Source organism: Promicromonospora sp. NPDC057488, assembly GCF_042802395.1.
GTDB lineage: Bacteria > Actinomycetota > Actinomycetes > Actinomycetales > Cellulomonadaceae > Promicromonospora.
Map to the genome: position 1 here is coordinate 15,892 of NZ_JBHVEG010000045.1, position 22,966 is coordinate 38,857.

24 protein-coding genes are annotated in these 22,966 nt (G+C 72.3%); 16 read left to right on the plus strand and 8 right to left on the minus strand.

What is annotated here, in order from left to right; genetic code table 11:
• The first annotated feature begins 41 nt into the window (after window positions 1–41).
• The 3 genes from ACFU5G_RS11805 to ACFU5G_RS11815 all read left to right on the plus strand — a co-directional run bounded on the left by ACFU5G_RS11805 (window position 42) and on the right by ACFU5G_RS11815 (window position 2,675).
• A complete protein-coding gene (locus ACFU5G_RS11805) occupies window positions 42–962 on the plus strand; it encodes an undecaprenyl-diphosphate phosphatase (protein ID WP_377244136.1) in 921 nt (306 codons plus the stop codon).
• Between the two features lie 64 nt (window positions 963–1,026).
• Window positions 1,027–2,337, plus strand: coding sequence for a cysteine--1-D-myo-inosityl 2-amino-2-deoxy-alpha-D-glucopyranoside ligase (mshC, locus tag ACFU5G_RS11810; protein ID WP_377244139.1), 1,311 nt, complete (start codon window positions 1,027–1,029; stop codon window positions 2,335–2,337).
• Window positions 2,338–2,459: 122 nt separating this feature from the next.
• Window positions 2,460–2,675, plus strand: a complete 216-nt coding sequence (locus tag ACFU5G_RS11815; RefSeq protein WP_020014712.1) for a hypothetical protein — start codon at window positions 2,460–2,462, stop codon at window positions 2,673–2,675.
• Between the two features lie 88 nt (window positions 2,676–2,763).
• On the opposite strand, the gene ACFU5G_RS11820 is transcribed toward ACFU5G_RS11815, so the two are convergent.
• Window positions 2,764–3,642: a PAC2 family protein gene (locus ACFU5G_RS11820; protein ID WP_020014713.1), complete on the minus strand. Its 879-nt coding sequence runs from the start codon at window positions 3,640–3,642 to the stop codon at window positions 2,764–2,766.
• Between the two features lie 78 nt (window positions 3,643–3,720).
• Window positions 3,721–4,008, minus strand: coding sequence for a hypothetical protein (locus tag ACFU5G_RS11825; protein ID WP_020014714.1), 288 nt, complete (start codon window positions 4,006–4,008; stop codon window positions 3,721–3,723).
• Between the two features lie 127 nt (window positions 4,009–4,135).
• Between ACFU5G_RS11825 and ACFU5G_RS11830 the strand changes: the two genes are divergently transcribed.
• Window positions 4,136–4,897 carry an XRE family transcriptional regulator gene (locus tag ACFU5G_RS11830; protein ID WP_377244142.1) on the plus strand — a complete coding sequence of 254 codons (762 nt, stop codon included), beginning with the start codon at window positions 4,136–4,138 and terminating at the stop codon, window positions 4,895–4,897.
• The gene (locus ACFU5G_RS11835) at window positions 4,897–5,370 is read left to right on the plus strand and encodes an NUDIX domain-containing protein (RefSeq protein ID WP_121383417.1); all 474 of its coding nucleotides are present in this window, start codon (window positions 4,897–4,899) and stop codon (window positions 5,368–5,370) included. The genes ACFU5G_RS11830 and ACFU5G_RS11835 overlap by 1 nt, the downstream gene beginning before the upstream one ends.
• A 22-nt stretch (window positions 5,371–5,392) precedes the next feature.
• Here ACFU5G_RS11835 and ACFU5G_RS11840 read toward each other — a convergent pair whose 3' ends face one another.
• Together ACFU5G_RS11840 and ACFU5G_RS11845 are read right to left on the minus strand one after the other, a co-directional pair.
• A complete protein-coding gene (locus ACFU5G_RS11840) occupies window positions 5,393–6,064 on the minus strand; it encodes an HD domain-containing protein (protein WP_377244145.1) in 672 nt (223 codons plus the stop codon).
• Window positions 6,065–6,086: 22 nt separating this feature from the next.
• Window positions 6,087–6,488 (minus strand): hypothetical protein, encoded by a 402-nt coding sequence (locus ACFU5G_RS11845; protein WP_377244148.1) that lies wholly within the window; start codon window positions 6,486–6,488, stop codon window positions 6,087–6,089.
• A gap of 196 nt (window positions 6,489–6,684) precedes the next feature.
• On the opposite strand from ACFU5G_RS11845, the gene ACFU5G_RS11850 reads away from it, so the two are divergent.
• The gene (locus tag ACFU5G_RS11850) at window positions 6,685–8,994 is read left to right on the plus strand and encodes a hypothetical protein (RefSeq protein ID WP_377244151.1); all 2,310 of its coding nucleotides are present in this window, start codon (window positions 6,685–6,687) and stop codon (window positions 8,992–8,994) included.
• A gap of 88 nt (window positions 8,995–9,082) precedes the next feature.
• Here ACFU5G_RS11850 and ACFU5G_RS11855 read toward each other — a convergent pair whose 3' ends face one another.
• Both ACFU5G_RS11855 and ACFU5G_RS11860 read right to left on the minus strand, forming a co-directional pair.
• Complete coding sequence (locus ACFU5G_RS11855; RefSeq protein ID WP_377244154.1) at window positions 9,083–9,532, minus strand: peptidase inhibitor family I36 protein; 450 nt, start codon at window positions 9,530–9,532, stop codon at window positions 9,083–9,085.
• Complete coding sequence (locus ACFU5G_RS11860) at window positions 9,517–10,515, minus strand: hypothetical protein (protein ID WP_377244157.1); 999 nt, start codon at window positions 10,513–10,515, stop codon at window positions 9,517–9,519. The genes ACFU5G_RS11855 and ACFU5G_RS11860 overlap by 16 nt, the downstream gene beginning before the upstream one ends.
• A gap of 253 nt (window positions 10,516–10,768) precedes the next feature.
• Here ACFU5G_RS11860 and ACFU5G_RS11865 point away from each other — a divergent pair, with 253 nt between their 5' ends.
• Window positions 10,769–11,311, plus strand: a complete 543-nt coding sequence (locus ACFU5G_RS11865) for a hypothetical protein (protein ID WP_377244160.1) — start codon at window positions 10,769–10,771, stop codon at window positions 11,309–11,311.
• Between the two features lie 30 nt (window positions 11,312–11,341).
• Here the strand turns inward: ACFU5G_RS11865 and ACFU5G_RS11870 are convergent, their stop codons facing one another.
• Window positions 11,342–11,902, minus strand: coding sequence for an HD domain-containing protein (locus ACFU5G_RS11870; protein WP_121383409.1), 561 nt, complete (start codon window positions 11,900–11,902; stop codon window positions 11,342–11,344).
• Window positions 11,903–11,976: 74 nt separating this feature from the next.
• Between ACFU5G_RS11870 and ACFU5G_RS11875 the strand changes: the two genes are divergently transcribed.
• Complete coding sequence (locus tag ACFU5G_RS11875) at window positions 11,977–12,681, plus strand: HAD family hydrolase (RefSeq protein ID WP_377244163.1); 705 nt, start codon at window positions 11,977–11,979, stop codon at window positions 12,679–12,681.
• A gap of 25 nt (window positions 12,682–12,706) precedes the next feature.
• Here the strand turns inward: ACFU5G_RS11875 and ACFU5G_RS11880 are convergent, their stop codons facing one another.
• Window positions 12,707–13,624, minus strand: a complete 918-nt coding sequence (locus ACFU5G_RS11880) for a RecB family exonuclease (protein ID WP_377244166.1) — start codon at window positions 13,622–13,624, stop codon at window positions 12,707–12,709.
• Between the two features lie 93 nt (window positions 13,625–13,717).
• Here ACFU5G_RS11880 and ACFU5G_RS11885 point away from each other — a divergent pair, with 93 nt between their 5' ends.
• The 8 genes from ACFU5G_RS11885 (at window position 13,718) to pafA (ending at window position 22,934) form a co-directional block, all read left to right on the plus strand.
• Window positions 13,718–14,896: a site-2 protease family protein gene (locus ACFU5G_RS11885; RefSeq protein ID WP_377244169.1), complete on the plus strand. Its 1,179-nt coding sequence runs from the start codon at window positions 13,718–13,720 to the stop codon at window positions 14,894–14,896.
• Between the two features lie 11 nt (window positions 14,897–14,907).
• A complete protein-coding gene (locus ACFU5G_RS11890; protein ID WP_377244172.1) occupies window positions 14,908–15,921 on the plus strand; it encodes a tRNA (adenine-N1)-methyltransferase in 1,014 nt (337 codons plus the stop codon).
• Window positions 15,922–16,062: 141 nt separating this feature from the next.
• Window positions 16,063–17,724, plus strand: a complete 1,662-nt coding sequence (gene arc / locus ACFU5G_RS11895) for a proteasome ATPase (RefSeq protein WP_051109401.1) — start codon at window positions 16,063–16,065, stop codon at window positions 17,722–17,724.
• Between the two features lie 103 nt (window positions 17,725–17,827).
• Window positions 17,828–19,489 carry a depupylase/deamidase Dop gene (dop, locus tag ACFU5G_RS11900; RefSeq protein WP_377244182.1) on the plus strand — a complete coding sequence of 554 codons (1,662 nt, stop codon included), beginning with the start codon at window positions 17,828–17,830 and terminating at the stop codon, window positions 19,487–19,489.
• Window positions 19,490–19,597: 108 nt separating this feature from the next.
• Window positions 19,598–19,795: a ubiquitin-like protein Pup gene (locus ACFU5G_RS11905; RefSeq protein ID WP_036959325.1), complete on the plus strand. Its 198-nt coding sequence runs from the start codon at window positions 19,598–19,600 to the stop codon at window positions 19,793–19,795.
• On the plus strand, window positions 19,792–20,631 hold the full coding sequence (prcB, locus tag ACFU5G_RS11910; protein WP_377244176.1) for a proteasome subunit beta: 840 nt from the start codon (window positions 19,792–19,794) through the stop codon (window positions 20,629–20,631). The genes ACFU5G_RS11905 and prcB overlap by 4 nt, the downstream gene beginning before the upstream one ends.
• Window positions 20,628–21,542, plus strand: a complete 915-nt coding sequence (prcA, locus tag ACFU5G_RS11915; protein ID WP_377244179.1) for a proteasome subunit alpha — start codon at window positions 20,628–20,630, stop codon at window positions 21,540–21,542. Before prcB ends, prcA begins: the two co-directional genes overlap by 4 nt.
• A gap of 30 nt (window positions 21,543–21,572) precedes the next feature.
• Window positions 21,573–22,934: a Pup--protein ligase gene (gene pafA, locus ACFU5G_RS11920; protein WP_020014731.1), complete on the plus strand. Its 1,362-nt coding sequence runs from the start codon at window positions 21,573–21,575 to the stop codon at window positions 22,932–22,934.
• Window positions 22,935–22,966 lie beyond the last annotated feature (32 nt).

Consider the following 22,966-nt stretch of genomic DNA (forward strand, 5'->3'; position numbering starts at 1 on the left):
GGTGCGTCAGGAGGCGCGCCGTTGGGGTAGTGTCACCGCCCGTGACTGCGTGGGAAGCCATCCTTCTGGGCCTGGTTCAGGGCCTGACCGAGTTCCTCCCGATCTCTTCGTCGGCGCACCTGCGGATCGTCGGTGAGCTGATCGGGTCGAGCGACCCTGGCGCGGCCTTCACGGCCATCACGCAGATCGGCACCGAGGCCGCGGTGATCATCTACTACCGCAAGAAGATCGGCGTCATCCTCGTCGCCTGGTACAGGGCCCTGACGGGCGCCAACGGCAAGGGCTGGCGCGCCCGCGTCGGCCTGGGCCCGCGCCCCGGCTCCGTCGACGTGCGGCACGGCCGCCCCGGCGTGATCGCCGACCCGGACGCCGCGATGGGCTGGTACATCATCTTCGGGTCGGTCCCGATCGTGCTGCTGGGCCTGCTGTTCCAGGACTACATCGAGACCACGCTGCGCAACCTGTGGATCACGGTGTTCACCCTCGCGTTCTTCGCGCTGCTGCTCCTCCTGGCGGACATCTTCGGCCGGCGCGAGCGCGAGCTGACGTCGCTGACCGGGCGCAGCGCGATCACCTTCGGCTTCGCCCAGGCGCTGGCCCTGGTGCCGGGCGTGTCCCGCTCCGGCGGCACCATCACCGCCGGCCTGGCCATGGGCTTCACGCGCAAGGCCGCCGCCGACTACTCGTTCCTGCTGGCCATCCCGGCCGTGCTCGGCTCGGGCTTCTACCAGCTCGTCAAGACGCTCGGCGAGCCGCTGCCCGCGGGGTCGCCCGGCTGGGGGGCCACGCTCCTGGCGACGGTCGTGGCGTTCGGCGTCGGCTACGCGGTGATCATCGGGTTCCTGAAGATCATCGCCAACTACTCCTACAAGCCGTTCGTGTACTACCGGTTCGTGCTCGCCGGGGTCGTCGTGTACCTGCTCATGTCGGGCACGATCGACGCGACCGGCGGCGTCGCGTAGAACACACCGCCCGGCGCCCTGACATGGTCGGGGAGTGTCACAGGCGGCGGTTATCGTTGGTCGCGTGCACGCCTGGCCCACACCCCAAGTCCCGCAGCTCCCCGCCCCTGAGGCCGTCGCCCCGGTGCGGGTCCACGACTCGTCGACGGGTGAGCTCGTGGAGGCGGCGCCCGGTCCGCAGGCACGGCTGTACGCGTGCGGCATCACGCCGTACGACGCCACCCACATCGGGCACGCCAACACCTACGTGACGTTCGACCTGCTGGTGCGCGCCTGGCTCGACGCGGGCAAGGACGTCACCTACGCCTCGAACGTGACCGACGTCGACGACCCGCTGCTGGAGCGCGCTACGGCTACCGGCATGGACTGGCGCGAGCTCGCGGCCTCCCAGATCGCCCTGTTCCGCGAGGACATGACGGCGCTGGGCGTGGTCCCGCCCGCTACGTGGACCGGTGCCGTCGAGTCGGCCCCCGACGTCGCGCGCGCCGTGGCGGCGCTGCTGGAGTCGGGCGCGGCCTACCGGGTGCCGCTGGAGCCGGGCGCCGGCGGTTCGGCGCCGGAGCTGGGCGACGTATACGCCGACCTCACCGCCGACGCGCGCTTCGGCGCCGTCGCGCACCTCGACCGGGCCGAGGCTCTGGCCACGTTCGCCGAACGCGGCGGCGACCCGGACCGCGAGGGCAAGAAGGACCCGCTGGACCCGCTGCTGTGGCGGCGCGAGCGTCCGGGCGAGCCGGCGTGGGACGGCGGCCCGCTCGGGTCGGGCCGGCCGGGCTGGCACATCGAGTGCGCGGTGATCGCGCGCGACGGGCTCGGCCTGGCCGCCGGCGAGCGGTTCGACGTGCAGGGCGGCGGGTCGGACCTGCTGTTCCCGCACCACGAGATGTCGACGTCGCACCTGCGCCTGCTGTGCCCGGCGGACGAGGGCGGCGAGGCGGCCGGTGCCCGTACGCACGTGCACGCCGGCCTGGTGGCCTACCAGGGCGAGAAGATGAGCAAGTCGCTCGGCAACCTCGTGCTCGTCTCCCGGCTGCGCGACGACGGCCACGACCCGATGGCGATCCGCCTGGCCCTGCTGGCGCACCACTACCGCACCGAGTGGGAGTGGGACGAGACGTCGCTGCCGGCGGGCGAGGCGCGGCTCGTGCGGTGGCGCGACTCGGTCTCGGGCAACGGTGGTCCGGCGGCCGCGGAGACCCTCGCGGCGGTCCGCGCGGCCCTGGCCGACGACCTCGACGCACCGGCCGCGCTGGCCGCCGTCGACGCGTGGGCCGAGCGTTCCCTGGACCCGTCGCGGGACACCTCGGCCGACGAGGAGGGCGCCCCCGGGATCATCGCCCGGACGGTGAACGCCCTGCTCGGAGTGCGTCTCTGACCCCTCGGGAAGCCGATTCGGACCCGGTTTCGGCGAGGTAGGCCAGAACCGCGTCAAGCGCTTACCGGGTTAGTTTTGGCCCCTGCTTCCGTTTGCATTTAACCCGGGGCAGGATGGGGAGCATGACGGAGTACGAGGAAGACTTCACGGGTGAGACCCGGGTCACCGTCACCACGACGCCCCGGTGCAGCACGCGATACCGAGTGGTACGTAACGGACCGGGGTACGCCCCGGTCTACGACCGCGTCGAGGACGCCGCAAGGTGTCTCGAGACATGGGTGGGCTTCCACGGGCCGGACGCCGGAGTGCGGATCGAGCCCATCTCCAGCAGCGCGTGATGGTCACGCCGGACAACACGTCAGAGGCCTGAGCCCCACCGGGGGCTCAGGCCTCTGTGCTTGTGCCGGCGGACGCCGGCGGGTTCCGTCAGAGCCGCTCGGGACCGCTGTCCTTGCCGCCGCCGTCCCGGCGCCGCAGGTAGCGCTCGAACTCGCGCGCGATGGCGTCGCCCGACGCCTCGGGCAGCTCGGCGGTGTCCTTGGCCTCCTCGAGCTGCGCCACGTACTCGGAGATCTCGGAGTCCTCCGACGCCAGCTCGTCCACGCCGTGCTGCCAGGCCGCGGCGTCGTCGGGCAGCTCGCCCATCGGGACGGTCTCGCCGAGGATCTCCTCCACGCGGGTGAGGATCGCGAGCGTCGCCTTGGGCGACGGCGGGTTGGCCACGTAGTGCGGCACGGCCGCCCACAGGCTCACCGACTGCAGGTTGCGCTCGGCGGCCTCGTGCTGCAGCACCCCGACGATGCCCGTGGGGCCCTGGTACGTGTTGGCCTCGATGTCGAGGACCGACTGCAGGCCCACGCTGTCCGAGGTCGCGGTCATGGGGATGGGCCGGGTGTGCGGCACGTCGGCCAGCAGCGCGCCGAGCGTGATCACGGTGCGGACCCCGAGCTCGTCGGCGACCCGCAGCAGCTCCTCGCAGTACTTGCGCCAGCGCATCGACGGCTCGACGCCGTGCACCAGCACGACCTTGCGCTCGCCCACCTGCGCGACCGAGATCGTGGTCGTCGGCCAGGTGATGGAGCGTTTCCCGTCGTCGTCCAACGAGATGTACGGGCGGTTGACCTGGAAGTCGTGGAACTCCTCCGGGTCGAGCTCGGTCACCTTCTCGGCGCCCCACACCTCGGCCAGGTGCGTGAGCGCCGTCGTGGCGGCGCTCCCCGCGTCGTTCCACCCTTCGAAGGCAGCCAGGAGCACGGTCTGGCGAGGCGAGGCCTGCTCCGGCTGCTCGTGATGCGCGTCGGTCATCCCCCCACCCTAGGGTGTGCGGCGCTCGACGTGACCAGGGGCGCGGCCGCGTTCGCGGACGGGCGAATCGTGCTCAGGTCAGAACACCGGGACGCCGGCGCGCAGCGCACCGCGCACCTGGACCTCGACCCCGCGCCAGGTGCCGGACCACAGCGTGTAGCCCGGGTTCAGCATGCGCTGGTCGATGGCGTGGTCCAGGCCCAGCGCCCGCGCGATGCTCTCGCCGTCGTCCAGGTGCCACGGCTGCAGGCACACGCGCTCGGGCGTCACCGTCAGCACCTCGATCCAGTCCGCGCGGACGTGGCGCAGCAGATCGATGACATCGCCAAGACGTTCTGTGACCGACTGCGAGGCAATGGGGTTCACGAGGCTCTCCGGGACACGGGTCGGGCAGGTGGACTGACTGGTACCACCATGCGCCGGACGCATGGGACGTGCCATCGGCAGCGCCCGGGACGTTTCGGTGATAGATACGTCCCTAAGGGGGTGACACGTGAGAAACCAAAGACTGGTCGCGGCGATGAGCCAGGCGGGCCTGAGCCAGGTACGGCTCGCGGCCGCGGTGGGCGTCGACCCGAAGACCGTGGAGCGCTGGGTGGCGCAGGGGCGCACCCCGCACCCGCGCCATCGCGTCGCGGTCTCCGACGCGCTGGGCTGCGACGTCGCGGCCCTGTGGGGCGACGTCGACCGCGCGGAGGCGGCCGCCCAGGAGATCGTGGGCGTGTACCCGGCGCGGCGCGCCGTGCCGTCCGGTACGTGGCGGGCGTTCCTGGCGGGCGTCGAGCAGCGGTTCGAGATGCACGCGTTCGCGGCGACGTTCCTGCCGGACCAGACGCTCGACCTGACCACCGAGATCGTCACCATGGCGGAACGCGGCGTGCGCGTGCGGCTGCTGCTGGGCGACCCGGACGGCGACGCCGTCGCGGTGCGCACCCAGGAGGAGGGCGGTACAGGCCTCGCCGGGCGGATCGCGCTGGTGCTGGCCTACCTGGCGCCCGCGCTCGGTACGCCGGGCGTCGAGGTGCGGCTGCACGACCAGACGCTGTACGCCACGACCTTCCGGTTCGACGACGACCTGCTGGTCAACACGCACGTCTGGGGCTCGCCCGCCGGGGCGAACCCGCTGCTGCACCTCAAGGACGGTCCCGAGGCGTCGATGGCGCCCGCCTACCAGGCGGGTTTCGAGCGGGTCTGGAACGCCGCGCCGCCGCTGACGGTCTGGCCGCGGACGGAGGACCCGGACAGGGAGTCGTGATGTCTCGGCGCGACTACTTCGACGACCCGGCCGCGCCGGTGGTGAACTCCGTGGTCCCCTCGGTCACGGTCGCCGTGCGCGACGACGGCGGCCGCCTGCTGCTCATCCACCGGACCGACAACGACCTGTGGGCGCTGCCGGGCGGGGGCATCGACCCGGGGGAGACGGTGCGGCAGGCCGGCGTCCGGGAGACCGAGGAGGAGACCGGGTACCACGTGCGGATCACGGGCCTGGTCGGGATCTACACCGACCCCCGGCACGTGATCGTCTACTCGGACGGCGAGGTCCGCGCGCAGTTCTCCATCTGCATGCGCGCCACGGTGACCGGCGGCAGCGCACGCATCTCGCGCGAGTCCAGCGAGGTCGTGTGGCAGCCCGTGGACCGGCTCGGTGAGCTGGAGATCCACCCGTCGATGCGGCTGCGCATCGACCACGCGGTGGACACCACGCGCACCGAGCCGTTCCTGACCTGAGCGCGCCCGGCCCGGGCACGGCCTACCTGAGCCGCACGCGCTCCTCGACCGTGGACACGATGCGCCGCAGCTGCGGCTCGGCGCGGTGGATGCTGCGCGAGACGAGGTGCCCCGGCGCGTAGCGGTCGTAGATGCAGTCCAGCCGCTCGTCGATGGTGACGGTGCGGCCCTTGGCCGAGGTGGTCATGTCGCAGTACGTGAGCAGGTCGAGCAGCTCGCCGTCCGCGGGCGGCGGGAACTCGCCCCGCAGGTGCGCGTCGAGGTGCCGCTCGCCGGCCTCCGTGAGGGCCGAGGTGTGGTGCGCCACCAGGCTCGTCAGTGCGTCGGAGGCGCCGAGACGGCGCAGGTAGCGGGCGCCGTCGAGCTGGTGCAGCCCGGTGTCGCGGGCCGCGGCGGCATAACCGATGTCGTGCAGGTAGGCCGCCGTGACCAGCAGGTCGGGCAGACCCAGGGCACGGGCCACGTGCTCCGCGCGCCGCCCCACGCCGAGCGAGTGGGCGAGGCGGTCGGTGCTCGGCTCGAAGACCTCCACGAGCAGCGCCTGCGCGCCCGCGGGACCGAGCTCCCGCGGGGTGGATCCTTGCATCGCTTCACCGTAGGGCGCGGGGCCGTGCACGGCGCGCCGGGCGGCGGCCCGCGCGGCGCTGCGTGCGGTGAAGAGGGCGGTCAGAGAAGGCGTTCTGGTCTCGATCATGTGCTCTCCCCCTGCGTCGTCGTCAGAGCTCCGGGCGACCCTTCGTGATCCAGCCCCGCACGAGCGCCGTCGCCCGTCGGTGGCCGGCCAGCGCCTCCTCCCGGGTGGCGTGCAGCTCGGCGTGCTGCTCGGTGCAGTCGAGGCGCTCGTCCTCGGGGAGCACGCCGTCCGGGTCGAGCCGTTCGACGAACACCATCGTCTCGTAGATCAGCGGGGTGTGGTCGTCGTCGTCCTCGAGCGAGGCGGTGGTGTCGATCCCGGTCCAGACCGTGGACACGTGGTAGATCCCGATGTGGTCGCGGGCGATGTGCGCGGCCCCGGCCCCGAGCCGGAGCACCGACCACTGGTCCTGCGTGATCGGGTTGCCGTCGAGGTCGTAGTACATCCGCTGCGAGAGTCGCTCGAAGAAATCGGGTCCGAACACGGTCTTTCTCCCCCTTCGGTCGGTACCGGTACTCGGCGGCCGAAACCGTCGATCGTGGGCCAGCATCACCCAGGATGCCGATCCGCGCGCGGCGGAGGTGTGGTCGATCCGCTGGTCGGGGACGGATCCCGCGGGTTTGCCGGGGCGGGGTGTTTTCCCAGCGCACAGGCCTGGAACTCCGTTATCGTCGCGGACCGTGACCAGGGGGCGGCAGGGCGACGGGACACGTGGGACGCTCGAGCGCCTCACCGGGGCGGTCCGCGAGCTGACGGCGGTCGGCGCGGCCAGGACCGACGGCGGCCGGGGCAACGGCGCGCGCGGGGGCGGGCTGGACGGCTGGCGCGTCGCGGACTGGCACGCCGTGCTCCTCGACGTCCCGCTCGACGAGCGGGCGTACGCCGACCGGTTCCGGCTCCCGCGCGAGCGCGAGATCGAGCTGCTGTGGGCCTGGTGGACGACGCGGGACACCGCCGCCGTGACGCCGCGCACGGCCGGCTTCCTCGGGTTCTACCTGCTCACGCTCGTCGCCATGCACTGCTCGGACCGGATGCGGTTCCACGGCGACGTGCCCTGGGACCTCGCGGTCGCCGGACGGCCCGCCGCGCAGGTCAGCGGCGCGCTCGTGGCCGACCCCGACGTGCGCCGCGCCCTGGCCGCCCTCCACGACCCGGGCGAAGGACGGACGGGCGCGACGTCCCAGACAGTCGCGGAGTGGGCCGCGCTCGACCTGACGAGCCTGCGGTTCCACCGGCACGGCACCACCTCGATCATCCTCACCGGGCGGGCCGCGAAGCCGTCCCAGGGCCGCACGGCGACCTTCGCGCTGAAGTGCGTCATCCACCCGTACCTCACGATCCCGGCGATCGTCGACGCGACCCGCGGGTACCAGGCCAAGCACGGGCAGTCGGGGGCCGACGAGCCGTCCCCGGCGGTGCCCGTGTGGGCCAGCCACGACAGCTGGATCCTCATGGACCTGGTGCGGGGCCGGACGCTGGGGGAGTACCTGGCCCACCGGGCGGCCGAGCAGCCCGCCCCGCCGGCCCGGGAGATCAACCGCCCCGTGGACACCCCGGCCCTGCGTGAGGTCGGGGAAGCCCTCCTGAGCGCGCTCGCCGACCTCGAGCGCCACAACCAGCAGCACGACGACCTCACGCCGTCCAACATCATCGTCCAGGACGAGCAGCCGGGGCGGGTCCGGCTGCGGTTCGTGGACCTGGGCGTCAACCACCTCCACGCCCGCTCCATCACCGGTCAGGGACAGGGCGAGGGGGTGTTCGCCGCGCCCGAGGTGCGGCGCGACGGCGTCGACCACCCGCTGGCCGACCTGTACTCGCTGGGCGCGCTGCTGATCGCGATCGCCGGGATCCCGCACAACCCCGACGGCACGGTGCCCGACCAGTTCTACGTCGTCTCCGTCGGCCTGGCCCGGCTCCTGGAGGACCTGACCGACGCCGACCCCGGCCGCCGCCTGCTGGTCACCCCGGTCGACCCGGCCAAACCCCGGTTCGAGCAGGTCGGCCGGGTGTTCGCCGACGAGGTGGCGATCCTCGAGCAGGACGGCCGAGAACGACCCCGCACCACGCTGCAGCGGCTCCGCGACCTGTCACCCGGCGCCGGCACCGTGGCCCGCCAGCGCCGCAAGCTGCAGGTGCGCACCGGTCAGGTGCGCGACGCCACGGACGCCGCCCACCTGCGGCAGGCCCGCCGGCTGCAGCGCTGGGCCTGGCTCTTCGCCGTCCTGATCTGGTCCGCGACCGCCCTGGTCATCACGTGGTGGTCCCGCGACCTCGGGCTGTCCTGGCAGGCCAAGTGGTTCGAGATGGCGGACGAGGTGTTCGGCCGCTCCGGGGCCGGCCTGGTCTTCCTCGACGACGTCCGGGCCGCCGACTACCCGATCCCCGACCCCTGGGGCAACCTGCCCGTGCGTCTGGTGACGCTGACGTTCGCGCTGGTCTGCGCCCGCCTGTACCTCAACGTCTTCGCGGAGCTGAGCACCGTGTGGGCCCTGCCGCGCGACCGGCGGCACCGGCTGCGGGCCGTCGCCGCGGAGGTCGGCCTGCGCTCCCTGGCCATCCTGCCGCCCCTCTACGTGGTGCTGCCGACGCTCGTGGACCGCGACTGGTGGCCCCTGTTCACCTTCGTCGGCCACGTCACCTTCGCCGTGGTGGTCCAGGCCTGCCTCGGGTTCGCCTGGGCCACCAACGCGCGCGCCCGTGCCGCGGGGCTCTCGTCCGTGCCGCGCGGCGAGATCGCCACGCTCGGCCGGCTGGCGGCCTGGCAGCCCACCGTGGCCGTCTACCTGGTCCCGATCATCGGCATCGGCACCCTGCTCTCCCTGGGGCTCGTGCAGGACGTGCTGGTCTACGCGTCGTTCGTCAGCCTGATCAACCTGGGCATCTTCTACCCCAAGAGCGCCGGCACCGACGCGCCGCACATCCGCGCCGGCATGAACCGGGCGGCGCTCGCGGCCGAGCGGCTGGAGCACCTGGAGCGGCGGGGCGCCTGAAGCCGTGGGCCGGCCTTGCGGGCCGCCCGGCAGCGGCGAGCCGGGGCCACCACTCGCCGTGGTGACCCCGGCCGCCCGGTGCGGGCCGTCAGCAGTTGGCCCACTCGTGGGAGCTGATCGTGTCGTTCACCCCCGTGCCGTCCGGGTACTTCAGGAAGTCGAGGTCGTTCCAGTACGCCCCGTTCGGCAGGCAGATCGACGTGCCGCCCTCGTTGGCGTCCTTGTAGAGCAGCACGTCGCCGTACGAGCCGGGATAGCCGTTGTTCTTGACGGACGACACCGCGTCCTGGATGTCGGGGTCGATGAAGTAGTCCCAGCACTCGCCGCTCGCCGGCAGCATCCACTCGGGATAGCGGTAGTCGGAGTGGTCCTCGGAGAACTGGCAGTACTCGCCCTCGTAGTCGCGGTCCTCGTAGACGTAGAGGAAGCCGTCGGCCTGGGCGGCCTCCTCGGCGTCCGGGATGGCGGCTGCCGGGACGACCGACCCCAGCCCGACCAGGAAGGCGGCGCTCACGAGCGTCGTCAGGATTCTTCGCATGGTGGTGCTCCTCTCGTGCGGGCCCCGGCAGCGATCTGCTCCGGGGTGAGCTCTGCGGTGATCTCCCGGGCGCGGCCCAGGGCGGCGTGCTCCAGCGCGCGCCGGCTCTCGACGTCGGCCCGGAACTCCTGGCACACCCGGGACTCGTGCTCGGTGGTCAGGTCCGCCACCACCGCGGCCAGCCCGGTCGTGGTGGCGCAGGCCGCCTCGTCGGACGCCGTGGCGCTCTCGTCGGGCGTGCCGTAGGCGGCCTGCCGCGCGTCCCGGGGCGTGGCGACGTCGTGCCCGCGCCGGCTCATGCAGTCCGACCAGGGGCCGACGGCGTCGGCGTAACGCTGGTCGGCGAGGACCCGGCCGGTCCACAGCGGTTCGAGGTTGCCGGTGGCGGCCGACGCCTGGAACCACTGCGCGGCGTCCCCGTACAGCGCGTCCTGCGCCCGCGACGTGCAGCTCGTCGCGCTGCGCCCGATCGAGGTGCCGACCGGCAGCTTGGCCCGGAGCGCCGGGTCGTCGGGTCCGCCGTTCAGGACGTCCAGCGCGGCCGTGCGCCGGCCGGCGGGCAGCGACTGGAGGTACGTGCGCGTGGGGTCGGACGTCCGGGCCCCCTCGCGCTCGGCGTCGAGGTCGCTGCCGTAGCCGTGCTCGGCCGCCCAGCCGGGGGAGTCGACGACGAACGGGAAGGCGCGGACGTCGGCGGGGTCGGCTGCTCGCTCGGGCCCGGACGCCGCAGCGGGCTGCGGCAGGTGCACGCCGTGGTCCGCCGCGCACTCGCGGACCAGCGCGTCCTCGGCCGCCGCCAGGAGGGCGAGCTCCTGGGCGGTGACCGGGGGAGCTTCTGGTGCCGAGGCGGTCGCCGTGACCGGTGCCGGGTCCGGGGTGGTCCGGTCGGCACGGGCGGTGGTGCAGGCCGACAGCGTGAGGGCGGCCACGACGGCCGCACCGGTGACGACCGGCCCGGCCGGTCTGATCGTGGACGTGCGCACCTGAGCACCTCGTTCCCTCGGACGGTGGTTCTCGTCCAGGGGGTGAAATTTCACCCCCTGTCCGTCCAGGAAAGGGGTGCGCAGGATGGTTTCCAAGCGAGTTCGGCCACGGCCGAAACTTCGTTCGGCGGTGACCGATGCAGGTGCGGGCGCATCCGCGCATGCCGCCTATGTGTGGAAATGCCCGCTTTCTCCGTCGCGGATCACACCCGTCAGCGCGCGGAGCGGCCCAGGTCCGGGTGACGATGAACCAATGCTCAACCTGCGAAATCACCGGGTCATGCTCTCGGCGGTCGGCGCGCTCGTCGTCGCCGGCGCCGGCAGCGGCATCGCCTGGTCCCAGGCCGAGCGCACCAGCGATCCCGCTGACGTGCTGCTCGACGCCGTGGAGCACAGCGAGTCCACGATGCGCGACTACATCGACGTGATCAGCGGCCGGTTCGACGAGATCGAGGCCACGTCCGACACCGGCGAGAAGGAAGAGCTCGCCGCAGACCTCATGACCGACGTGCCCGAGCTCGCCGAGGAGGCGCGGTCCGGGGTCCTCGGCGCCAAGGAGGAGGCCCGGGCGGTCTCGCTGCCCGACGGCGGCCGGCTCGACCTGGCCCGGGACGCGTACGTGGCGCACATGGACGCCTGGATCGCGGAGTACGACCGGGCGATCGTCGCCCCGGCGAGCGTCGTCGAGATCGAGCCCCGGGTGAACCGGACCTTCGACAAGGCGGTCGCCGCGTTCGACCGCACGGACCTGGACGCCGGCCAGGAGGACCGGGCGGCGGAGCTGCTCGCGGACTGACCGGGCCTGCTGACCGGCAGGGCGTCCGGCTCAGTCCCGCCAGCTCATCGGCGACTGCGTGAGCGCCGCGTCCGCGACCCGCCGGGCGACGTCCGTGGTCAGGGCCGCGTACGACGAGTCGATCCACTCCTGCACCCCGTCCTGGCCGCCGTGCCGGTACTCGACGGCCTGGACGAGGCACTCCAGCTTGTCCGCGTCGCGGGCGCAGCGCGCCTCCGGCGTCTCCTGCGCCTCGAACTCGGTGACCGCGTCCAGGACGGTGGCGGCCGCGGCGTCCGGCAGGGGAGCGACCTGGTCACGCGTGACGGCCACGTTGTCCGGCTTGGTGAGGTACGGCCGCGCCGTGTGCGGCAGGTCCGTGATGCGGGTCTCCTGCGAGTCGTGCCACAGCGCGAGGTAGGCGGCGCGGGCCGGGTCGGCGCCCTCCTCGGCCGCGAGCAGGGCCGCGAGCTGCGCCACGCGCAGGCTGTGCTCGGCCACCGACTCCGGGTCGCGCACGCCCACCTGCCACCAGCCTGCGCGGCGCAGGCGCTTGAGCACGCCCATCTCGAAGGTGAAGGCGGCGATGCCGGAGGCGGCGGTGTGCGTCATGGCGCTATCGTCCGGCATCCGGCGCGTCGCACGCCCGTTACCGGCCGTTCCACCGCGGCACCTAGCATGTGTCGGTGCCCCGCGAATCCTCCGCCCTGCCCGCCGCCGTCCTGTTCGACATGGACGGCACCCTTGTCGACTCCGAGGCCTACTGGATGCGCGCGGAGCACGAGATCGTCGTCGCGCACGGGGCGACCTGGACGCACGAGGACGCGCTGGGCGCCGTCGGGCAGGCCTTGCTCACCACCGGCGGCATGCTGCGCGACGCCGGCGTCCCGCTGGAGCCCGCCGAGATCGTGACCTGGCTCGTGGCACGGGTCAACGAGCAGCTGCGGGAGGCCGTGCCGTGGCGCTCCGGCGTCCTGGAGCTGCTGGAGGACCTGCGTACCGCCGGCGTGCCCTGCGCCATCGTCACCATGTCCTACCGCAGCCAGGCCGAGGTCGTGGCCGACGGCGCCCCCGCCGGCACCTTCACCCACCTGGTCACCGGCGACGAGGTCACGCACGGCAAGCCGCACCCCGAGCCCTACCTCGTGGCCGCCGAGCTGTTCGGCGTGCGCGCCGAGGACTGCGTGGCCATCGAGGACTCGGGCCCCGGGATCACGTCCGCGCTCGCGTCGGGCGCCCGCACGCTGGGCGTACCCGCCGAGGTGCCGGTGCCGCCGCGTCCGGGCCTGAGCCGGGCCGCGTCGCTCAAGCAGATCGACCTGGACGTGCTGCGCCGGATCGCGTCCGGCGAGGTCGTCGACCTGCTCGGCACGGGGGACCTGCCCGGCTGAGCCGGGCAGGTGCGGCCTTCGCGCCTCAGCCCGTGATGCCCAGGCGCAGCGCGACCGCGCCCTCCGGGATCTCCGGGGGCGTGCCGCCGAACTCCGGGCAGATCGCCTGGTGCGCGCACCAGCCGCACAGCTTGGACCTCCGCGGCTTCCACTCGCCGGTCCGCGCGGCGTCCTCGATGCCGGACCAGATGGCCCGGATCTTCTGCTCGGTGTGCTCCAGGTGGTCCGTCGTCGGCTCGCCGCGCAGCACCTGGCCGTCGCCCAGGTACACGAGCTGGAGCATCTTGGGCAGCACCCCGCGCTCCCGCCACAGCACCAGCCCGTAGAACCGCATCTGGAACACGGCCGACGTCTCGTAGCCGGGACGCGGCGACTTGCCCGTCTTGTAGTCGACCACCCGCAGCGCGCCGTCCGGCGCCACGTCCAGCCGGTCCACGATGCCGCGCAGCAGCGGGCCGCCGTCGAGCTGCGACTCGACCAGCAGCTCGCGCTCGGCCGGCTCGAGCCGGTTCGGGTTCTCCAGCGTGAAGTACGTGCCCAGCAGCGAGCCCGCGCCGGCCAGCCAGCCCGCGCGGTCCTGCCCGTCCGGGCCGATCCCGTCGGTGAACAGCGTCGTGTACCGGTCGTCCGCCTCCAGCAGCCGGTCCCACTCGCCGGGCAGCAGGTCGTGCGCCGCGGCCAGCGTCCGCTCGCCCAGCGGGGCGTCGTACAGGCGCTCCAGCACCGCGTGCACCAGCGTGCCGCGGGCCGCCGCGGCCGACGGCGGCTCGGGCAGCCGGTCCACCGTCCGGAACCGGAACAGCAGCGGGCACTGCATGAAGTCGTTGGCGCGCGACGGGGACAGGGCCGGCGGTCGCGAGGGCGCGCGCACGGCGGTCGCGGCACCGGCCGCCTCCGTCGTCGCGTCCGGCACCAGGCCCTGGGTCAGCTCCGTCGTCGTCATGCCCCCAACCCTAGGGGCGGCCACCGACATCCCCCGGTAGTTGTCCACAGCGTGCCGTCACCCGCACGCCCCGCGGCCGGTTAGGTTTGTCCGGTGACCACCTCGGAGCCCGCCTCCACGCCCGCACCCGCCCCGGAACGTTCGAAGGGGATCGTGATCGGCCGCGTCGCGGGCGCACCCGTGATCGTCACGCGGTCCTGGTTCCTCGCGGCCATCGTCCTGACCCTCCTGTTCCTGCCCACCGTGCAGGGGCTCGCGCCCCACCTCGGGGCGGGCGCCTACCTCGTCGCGTTCGTGTTCGTGCTGCTCCTGTTCGGCTCCGTGTTCCTGCACGAGGCCGCCCACGCATTGGTCGCCCGGGCGCGCGGACAGAACGTGACCGAGCTCGCGATCACCATCTGGGGCGGCCACACCGCCTACACCGGCGGCCTCGGCAAGCCGCTCGACGGTTTCCTCGTGGCCGTCGTCGGGCCGCTGACCAACCTGGCGCTCGCGGGCGGGTTCTGGGTCGCCTTCCAGGCCTCGCCGGTGATGAACGTGCCGACGCTCCTGCTCTGGGCCGGCGCGGTCTCCAACGCCTTCGTCGGCGTGTTCAACCTGCTCCCGGGCCTGCCGCTGGACGGCGGGCAGATCCTTGAGTCGCTGGTCTGGGCCGCCACCGGCAAGCGCAGCAGGGGCACCATCGCGGCCGGCTGGGTGGGCCGCGTCGTCGCCGTCGGCGTGCTGCTCTGGGCCCTGGTGGTGCCGCTGGTGCTGGGCACCAGGCCGGACATCACCACGGTGCTGTGGTCGGCCCTGATCGGCGCGTTCCTCTGGGCGGGCGCGGGCGCCGCAATCACCAACGGCCGGCGCCGCGAGGCCGTCGCCGCGCTGTCCGCGGCGGGGCTCGCGGTCCCCGCGCTCACCGTCTCGCTCGGTGCCACGCTCACCGAGGCGCTGTCCGCGCGGACCGCGGCCGCCGCCGGCGGCGTGCCCGACGCCGCGGCCCGCCGCCTGGTCGTGGTGGGGCAGGGCGGAGTCCCGATCGCGGTGCTGGACGACGACGCCGTCGCCGCGGTGCCGGCCGCCGCGCAGCACACCACCTACGTCGACGCCGTGGCGGTGCCGTTCGTGCAGGGCAGCGAGGTCGACCCGCGGATGTCGGGGACCGACCTGCTGAACCACCTGGCCGCGCGGTCGGGCGGCGCCCGGCTGGTCCCGGTCGTCGAGCAGGGCCGGGTCACCGGCGTGCTCGACATCGCCGACGTCGCCCGGGCGGTGCGGGGCACCTAGACTGGTCGGTCGTGACCACACCCACCGATGCCCCGACCGCCACCGGCGCCGAGCTGCGCCGCGGCCCGTTCCGAGTGGGCGACAAGGTCCAGCTGACCGACCCCAAGGGCCGCCTGCACACCATCACGCTGCAGCCCGGCGGCACCTTCCACACGCACAGGGGCTACTTCAAGCACGAGCAGATCATCGGGCAGCCGGAGGGCTCGGTGGTCGTGAACACGGCCGAGGTCGAGTACCTCGCGCTGCGCCCGCTGCTGGCCGACTACGTGCTGTCGATGCCGCGCGGTGCCGCCGTCGTCTACCCGAAGGACGCCGGGCAGATCGTCGCCATGGCCGACATCTACCCGGGTGCCCGGGTGGTCGAGGCCGGCGTGGGCTCGGGCGCGCTGACCATGTCGCTGCTGCGCGCGGTCGGCGACGCTGGCCACGTGCACTCGATCGAGCGCCGCGAGGACTTCGCCGCGATCGCCCAGGGCAACGTGGAGACCTTCTTCGGCGGGCCGCACCCGGCGTGGAACCTGTCCGTGGGCGACCTCGCCGACGTGCTGCCCGAGGTGGCCGAGCCGGGCACCGTCGACCGCGTGGTGCTGGACATGCTCGCCCCGTGGGAGAACGTCGACGCCGTCGCCACCGCGCTCGCGCCCGGCGGCGTCCTTGTCTGCTATGTGGCCACCACGACCCAGCTTTCGCGCACAGCAGAAGACCTCCGTTCCGACGGCCGGTTCGGCGAGCCGGCAGCCTTCGAGACCATGGTCCGGGGGTGGCACCTCGAGGGCCTCGCGGTCCGCCCCGAGCACCGGATGATCGGGCACACCGGCTTCCTCATCACGGCCCGCCGGCTGGCCGACGGCGTGGTCGCGCCCCTGCGGAAACGGCGTCCTGCCAAGGGTGCGTACCCCGTGACGGCCGAGGCCGAGTGGTCGCCGGAGGAGCTCGGCGAGCGCGCCATATCGGACAAGAAGATCCGAAAGGTGCGACGTGACCTGGGTGTTGCACCCGACACGGAGAACCCCCCTCCCGCGTGAACGGGCTGTAACGATCGGGTACCCCGGACGTCTCAAACGGGTGTTCTTACTCCCGCACTGTCAGTGACTGTGCTTAGAGTGCTGTTCTCGGAGGCGTTTGCGTCATATGGTCGCCTCCCGGGCCCTACGAGAGGGGATGTCATGACCGAGAACACGTCAGGATACAACCATCCCGAGCACGAGTCTTTGCCAAGCCGCGACTACGAGCGACAGATTGCCCTCCTCTCAGCAAAGAACGAACGCCTCGCGGAAGCTCTCCGCGCGGCGCGCGATCAGATAGTCGAGCTCAAGAAACAGCTCGACGACCTGGCCAAGCCACCGGGTACCTACGCCGTCTTCCTCGGAGCCCACTCCGACGGTTCGGTGGACATCTCGTCGGCCGGCCGCAAGATGCATGTCTCAGCCAGCCCCAGCCTGGACGTCACGCGGCTGCGGCCGGGCCAGGAGGTCAAGCTCAACGAGGCGATGACCGTCGTCGGCGCGGGCGAGTACGAGCGCACCGGTGAGCTGGTGACCGTCAAGGAGATGCTCGGCGGTGACCGCGTGCTCGTGGTGGGCCGTGCCGACGAGGAGCGCGTGGTGCGCCTCGCCGGCTCGGTGATGGACGCCCCGCTGCGCGTGGGGGACTCGCTCACGGTCGACACCCGCAGCGGCTTCGTGTTCGAGATCGTGCCCAAGTCCGAGGTCGAGGAGCTGGTCCTCGAGGAGGTCCCGGACATCGAGTACGAGGACATCGGTGGTCTCGGCCCGCAGATCGAGGCGATCCGGGACGCGGTCGAGCTGCCGTTCGCGCACCCCGACCTGTTCCGGGAGCACGGGCTGCGCCCGCCCAAGGGCGTGCTCCTGTACGGCCCGCCCGGCTGCGGCAAGACGCTCATCGCCAAGGCCGTGGCGCACTCGCTCGCCGGGATGGTGGCGCGGGCCAACGGGGGCAACCCCGAGGTGAAGAGCTTCTTCCTGAACGTCAAGGGTCCGGAGCTGCTCAACAAGTACGTCGGTGAGACCGAACGGCACATCCGCCTGATCTTCGCCCGCGCCCGGGAGAAGGCCAGCCAGGGGATGCCCGTCGTCGTCTTCTTCGACGAGATGGAGTCGCTGTTCCGCACCCGCGGCACCGGCCTCTCCTCGGACGTCGAGACCACGATCGTGCCGCAGCTCCTCGCCGAGATCGACGGCGTCGAGCGGCTCGACAACGTCATCGTCATCGGCGCCTCCAACCGCGAGGACATGATCGACCCGGCCATCCTGCGCCCGGGACGCCTCGACGTGAAGATCAAGATCGAGCGGCCCGACGCAGAGGGTGCCAAGGAGGTCTTCGGCAAGTACCTCACCAAGGAGCTGCCGATCCACTCGGACGACCTGGCGGAGTACGGCAACAACGTCAGCGAGGCCCTGGACGGCATGATCACCTCGGTCGTGGAGCGCATGTACTCCGAGGACGAGGAGAACCAGTTCCTCGAGGTCACCTACGCCTCGGGGGACAAGGAGACCCTGTTCTTCAAGGACTTCAACTCGGGCGCCATGATCCAGAACGTGGTGGACCGGGCCAAGAAGAACGCGATCAAGGACTTCCTGGCCACGGGGCAGAAGGGCATCCGCGTGGAGCACCTGCTGACCGCCTGCGTCGACGAGTTCAAGGAGAACGAGGACCTCCCGAACACGACCAACCCCGACGACTGGGCGCGGATCAGCGGCAAGAAGGGCGAGCGCATCGTCTTCATCCGCACCATCGTGCAGAAGAAGGGCGAGGGCGCCACGCCCCGCACCATCGACACCGTCCAGAACACCGGCCAGTACCTCTGACCACACAACCCGGGCAGGTCCGCGTCCGTCGAACGGGCGCGGACCTGCCCGACCATCGGGACTACTCCGGCATAGGGTGGTGGACGTGAGCGTGCGTCGTGTGATGGGCATCGAGACCGAGTACGGAGTGCTGCAGCCTGGCCGTCCCCTGGCCAACCCCATGCTGCTGTCGAGCCAGGTGGTGACCACCTACCGGGCCATCTCCACCCGCGCCGAGGGGGCGGGTGGCAGGGCGCGCTGGGACTACGACGACGAGGACCCGCTGCAGGACGCACGCGGGTTCCACCTCGACCGTGCCTCGGCGCAGCCCTCCATGCTGACCGACGACCCGACGCGACCTGCGCCGTCCGGCCCCGTCACGGGGCAGGTGCCCGTCGTGGAGCCCGGCCTGCCGGGCCGGGGCCGCCGCCGGCCGGGTTCGACCCAGGAGGTCGAGCGGCCCGCCGCCGACGAGTACGACGACCCGAGCGCCGCCAACGTGATCCTCACGAACGGCGCCCGCCTCTACGTGGACCACGCCCACCCCGAGTACTCCTCGCCCGAGGTCATGACGCCCGAGGACCTCGTGCGCTGGGACGTCGCCGGCGAGCGGGTCATGCTCGCCGCCCTGCGCGAGCTGTCCAGCTTCCCCGGCAGCGAGGTCGTGCTCTACAAGAACAACGTCGACGGCAAGGGCGCCAGCTACGGCACCCACGAGAACTACCTCGTGGACCGCGCGCTGTCGTTCACCACGCTCGCCGAGCTCATCACCCCGTTCCTGGTCACGCGGCAGGTCTTCACCGGCTCGGGCCGGGTCGGGCTGGGCGCCACGAGCGGCACGCCCGGCTTCCAGATCTCGCAGCGCGCGGACTACATCGAGGCCGAGATCGGCCTGGAGACAACGCTGCGCCGTCCGATCGTCAACACGCGCGACGAGCCCCACGCGGACCGGCAGCGCTGGCGGCGCCTGCACCTGATCCTCGGCGACGCCAACCTGATGGAGGTGCCCACCTACCTCAAGACGGGCACGACGTCGCTGGTCCTGTGGGTGCTGGAGCACCTGGACGAGCTGGCGGAGGCCGGCGTGGACGCCCGTGGCGAGCTGGGTGCCCTGCGCCTGGCCGCGCCCGTCAGCGACGTCCAGAAGGTCTCGCGCGACCTCGACCTGACCGCCGCGCTCGACCTCGCCGACGGCCGCACCATGACGGCGCTCGAGCTCCAGGGCGAGGTCGCCGACGTCGTGCGACGCTCCCTCAAGGTGCTCGGCACCGACCCGGAGTCGGACGCCGTGCTGGACCGCTGGGCCTCCGTGGTCGAGCGGCTGGGCACGGACCCGGCCGATTGCGCGCGCGAGGTGGAGTGGGTCGCCAAGCTGCGCCTGCTGGACCGCCTGCGCTCGCGCGACAACCTCGAGTGGGACCACCCGCGCCTGCACGCGATGGACCTGCAGTGGTCCGACGTGCGTCCCGAGCGGGGCATCTACCACCGGCTGCTCGCCAAGGGCGCGGTGGACCGCATTGTCGACGAGGAGTCCGTCGCGCGGGCGGTCCAGCACCCGCCGTCGGACACCCGGGCCTACTTCCGGGGCGAGGTGATGGCGCGCTACGGCAGCCAGATCTCCGCCGCGAGCTGGGACTCGGTGATCTTCGACGTCGACGGCGCCCAGGCGCTGCAGCGCGTGCCGATGCTCGACCCGACCCGCGGCACCCGGCGGCACATCGGCGCCCTGCTCGACGCGAGCCCCGACGCGGCGGCGCTGCTCGCCGGACTCTCCGGGCGAAGGTGACCTTCGATGTCGGTGTCTGCCTCTAGGGTCGAACCTAGGGTCAACACCAAGGCTCAGGGCCTAGGCTGCAAGACCAGCATTACGTCAGAGAATCACCAGGAGGCGATCATGGCCGGTCAGGAAAGAATCAACCCGTCACACGAGGACCGCACTCCCGACGACGACGCCGACACCCCGGCTGCGGCCGCTGCGGCACCGCAGAAGGACGACGACGAGGTCGACGCCCTGCTCGAGGAGATCGACGAGGTGCTGGAGACCAACGCCGAGTCGTTCGTGCGCGGATTCGTCCAGAAGGGTGGGCAGTGAACCTGAACGCAGACAACTTCGCAGGACGACTCCCGGACGCCTTCCTGCGTCCGGGATCGTCGTCCTTCGTGGACTTCCTGGCCGAGTACGCCCCCGACCGCCTGCCCGGGAACCGGAGCGTGCCCGCGGGCACGACCGACCCGGCGACCCTTTCCCCGCACGCCACCACGATCGTGGCGGTGACCTTCGACGGCGGCGTCCTGCTGGCCGGTGACCGGCGGGCCACCGCAGGCCCGATGATCGCCAGCCGCAGCATCGAGAAGGTGTTCCCGGCCGACGAGTACTCGGCGGTCGGCATCGCCGGCTCCGCCGGCATCGGCCTGGAGCTGGTCCGGCTGTTCCAGCTCGAGCTGGAGCACTACGAGAAGATCGAGGGCTCGCTGCTGTCGCTGACGGGCAAGGCGAACCGCCTGGCCACGATGCTGCGCGGCAACCTGCCCATGGCCATGCAGGGCCTGGCCGTCGTGCCGCTGTTCGCGGGCTACGACCTGGACAAGGACACGGGCCGCATCTTCAGCTACGACGCCACCGGCGGGCGTTACGAGGAGCACGAGCACCACGGCGTGGGCTCGGGCTCCCTGTTCGCGCGGGGTGCGCTGAAGAAGCTGTGGCGGCGCGGGATGGACGCGGACGCCGCGGTCCAGGTCGCGGTCGAGGCGCTGTACGACGCCGCGGACGACGACTCGGCCACCGGCGGCCCGGACACCGTGCGGGGCATCTTCCCCGTCGTGGCCACCGTGACCGTGGACGGCTACCAGCGGATCGAGGACGCGGAGATCTCCCGCGTGGCGGAGCAGATCGTGGCGCAGCGCCGCGAGAGGGGGTCGATCGCATGAACATGCCGTTCTACGTCTCGCCCGAGCAGCTGATGAAGGACCGGGCGGACTTCGCCCGCAAGGGCATCGCACGCGGCCGGTCCGTGGTGGTGCTCGCCTACGAGGGCGGCATCGCCTTCGCCACCGAGAACCCCTCGCGGGCGCTGCACAAGATCTCGGAGATCTACGACCGCATCGCGTTCGCGGCCGTGGGCAAGTACAACGAGTTCGAGAACCTGCGCGTCGCCGGCGTGCGGTACGCCGACATGCGCGGGTACTCCTACGACCGCTCCGACGTGACGGCGCGCGGCCTGGCCAACGCGTACGCGCAGACGCTCGGCACGGTCTTCATCACCGAGTCCAAGCCGCTCGAGGTCGAGATCGTCGTGGCCGAGGTGGGCGCCCAGGCCGCCGACGACCAGATCTACCGGCTCACCTACGACGGCACCGTGGCCGACGAGCACGGCTTCGTCGTCATGGGCGGCCAGGCCGAGCAGCTCGGCCGGCGGGTCAAGGAGGGCTGGCGCGCCGACCTGACGCTGGGGGAGGCGCTGCGGCTCGCCGTGGCGGCGCTCGGCTCGGGTGACGGCTCCACGTCGCGCACCATCGAGGCGGCCCAGCTCGAGGTGGCGGTCCTGGAGCGCGACCGCCCGCGCCGGGCGTTCCGGCGGCTGAACCGGCAGGTCCTGGCCGACCTGCTGGCCGAGGGCGCCCCGGCGTCGTCGGACGAGGCTCCCGCGGACGACCTCCCGCCCGCGGACGACGTCGCCACCGGCTCGGCGACGCCGGGCCTGAGCACGGCGGACACCGTGCCCCCGGAGACCCCCGCGGACGAGCCCGCCAAGGACTCCGAGGCAGAGGACTCCGCGGCGAAGGAGAAGCCGGACGAGGGGCCGGGCGCGACCGGCACCACGCCCGGCGCCGAAGGATAAGACCAGGTTCCGCGAACGGGAGGGGAATCCATGGACCGCAGGATCTTCGGTCTCGAGACCGAGTACGGCGTCACGTGCGCGGCCGACGACGGGCGTGGCCTGTCGGCCGACGAGGTCGCCCGCTACCTGTTCCGGAAGGTGGTGGCGTGGGGCCGTTCCTCGAACGTGTTCCTGAGGAACGGCTCCCGCCTCTACCTCGACGTCGGCTCGCACCCCGAGTACGCGACGGCCGAGTGCGACGACGTGCGGCAGCTCGTCTCGTACGACCGGGGCGGCGAACGCATCCTGGAGGGCCTCGTGGCCGACGCTCAGCAGCGTCTGGAGCACGAGGACCTGCCGGGACGCATCCACCTGTTCAAGAACAACACCGACTCGGCGGGCAACTCCTACGGCTGCCACGAGAACTACCTGGTGCGCCGGTCGGGCGACTTCTCGCGGCTGTCCGACGTGCTGGTGCCGTTCCTGATCACCCGCCAGATCCTGGTCGGGGCGGGCAAGGTGCTCTCGACGCCGCGCGGTGCGGTGTTCTGCCTCTCGCAGCGGGCCGACCACATCTGGGAGGCCGTCTCCAGCGCCACCACCCGGTCCCGGCCGATCATCAACACGCGCGACGAGCCGCACGCGGACGCGGAGCTGTACCGCAGGCTGCACGTCATCGTGGGCGACTCGTCGATGGCGGAGCCCACCACGATGCTCAAGGTGGGCACGACCGACCTGGTGCTGCGCCTGGTCGAGGCGGGCGTCCCGATGCGGGACCTCACCCTGGAGAACCCCATCCGGGCCATCCGGGAGATCAGCCACGACCGCACGGGCAAGCACGCCGTGACGCTGGCCAACGGCCGGACCATGACGGCGATCGAGATCCAGTCGGAGTACTACGAGCGCGCCCGCGAGCTCGTGGAGGCCAACCTCGAGGTCACCCCGGTGGTCAAGCAGGTGCTCGACCTGTGGGAGCGCGGCCTGCGCGCCCTGCAGGCGGAGAACCTGTCCCTCGTGGACCGGGAGCTGGACTGGGTCATCAAGCTCAAGCTGATCAAGCGGTACCAGGAGAAGCACGACCTGGGGCTGGACGATCCCCGGATCGCCCGGCTCGACCTGGCCTACCACGACATCTCCCGCACGGAGGGCCTGTACAACCTGCTCGCGGCCCGCGGCATGGTGGAGCGGGTCACCACGGACCTGGAGGTCTTCGAGTCGACGGCGCTGCCGCCGCAGACCACCCGGGCCAAGCTGCGCGGCGACTTCGTGCGGGCGGCACAGGAGGCGCGGCGGGACTACACGGTCGACTGGGTGCACCTCAAGCTGAACGACCAGGCGCAGCGCACCGTGCTGTGCAAGGACCCGTTCAAGAGCGTGGACGACCGCGTGGAGCGGCTCATCGAGAGCATGTGAGCGCCGAGCGCACGTGACGGTGCCCCGGGACC

Bases quoted from the DNA above. Each gene is read 5' to 3' on its own strand.
- ACFU5G_RS11840 (WP_377244145.1), bottom strand. From the start codon at position 6,064: ATGATCGAGACCAGAACGCCTTCTCTGACCGCCCTCTTCACCGCACGC.
- arc (WP_051109401.1), top strand. From the start codon at position 16,063: ATGACCGAGAACACGTCAGGATACAACCATCCCGAGCACGAGTCTTTG.
- ACFU5G_RS11880 (WP_377244166.1), bottom strand. From the start codon at position 13,624: ATGACGACGACGGAGCTGACCCAGGGCCTGGTGCCGGACGCGACGACG.
- ACFU5G_RS11865 (WP_377244160.1), top strand. From the start codon at position 10,769: ATGCTCAACCTGCGAAATCACCGGGTCATGCTCTCGGCGGTCGGCGCG.
- ACFU5G_RS11855 (WP_377244154.1), bottom strand. From the start codon at position 9,532: ATGCGAAGAATCCTGACGACGCTCGTGAGCGCCGCCTTCCTGGTCGGG.
- prcA (WP_377244179.1), top strand. From the start codon at position 20,628: ATGAACATGCCGTTCTACGTCTCGCCCGAGCAGCTGATGAAGGACCGG.
- ACFU5G_RS11870 (WP_121383409.1), bottom strand. From the start codon at position 11,902: ATGACGCACACCGCCGCCTCCGGCATCGCCGCCTTCACCTTCGAGATG.
- dop (WP_377244182.1), top strand. From the start codon at position 17,828: ATGGGCATCGAGACCGAGTACGGAGTGCTGCAGCCTGGCCGTCCCCTG.
- ACFU5G_RS11820 (WP_020014713.1), bottom strand. From the start codon at position 3,642: ATGACCGACGCGCATCACGAGCAGCCGGAGCAGGCCTCGCCTCGCCAG.
- ACFU5G_RS11905 (WP_036959325.1), top strand. From the start codon at position 19,598: ATGGCCGGTCAGGAAAGAATCAACCCGTCACACGAGGACCGCACTCCC.
- ACFU5G_RS11835 (WP_121383417.1), top strand. From the start codon at position 4,897: ATGTCTCGGCGCGACTACTTCGACGACCCGGCCGCGCCGGTGGTGAAC.
- pafA (WP_020014731.1), top strand. From the start codon at position 21,573: ATGGACCGCAGGATCTTCGGTCTCGAGACCGAGTACGGCGTCACGTGC.
- ACFU5G_RS11815 (WP_020014712.1), top strand. From the start codon at position 2,460: ATGACGGAGTACGAGGAAGACTTCACGGGTGAGACCCGGGTCACCGTC.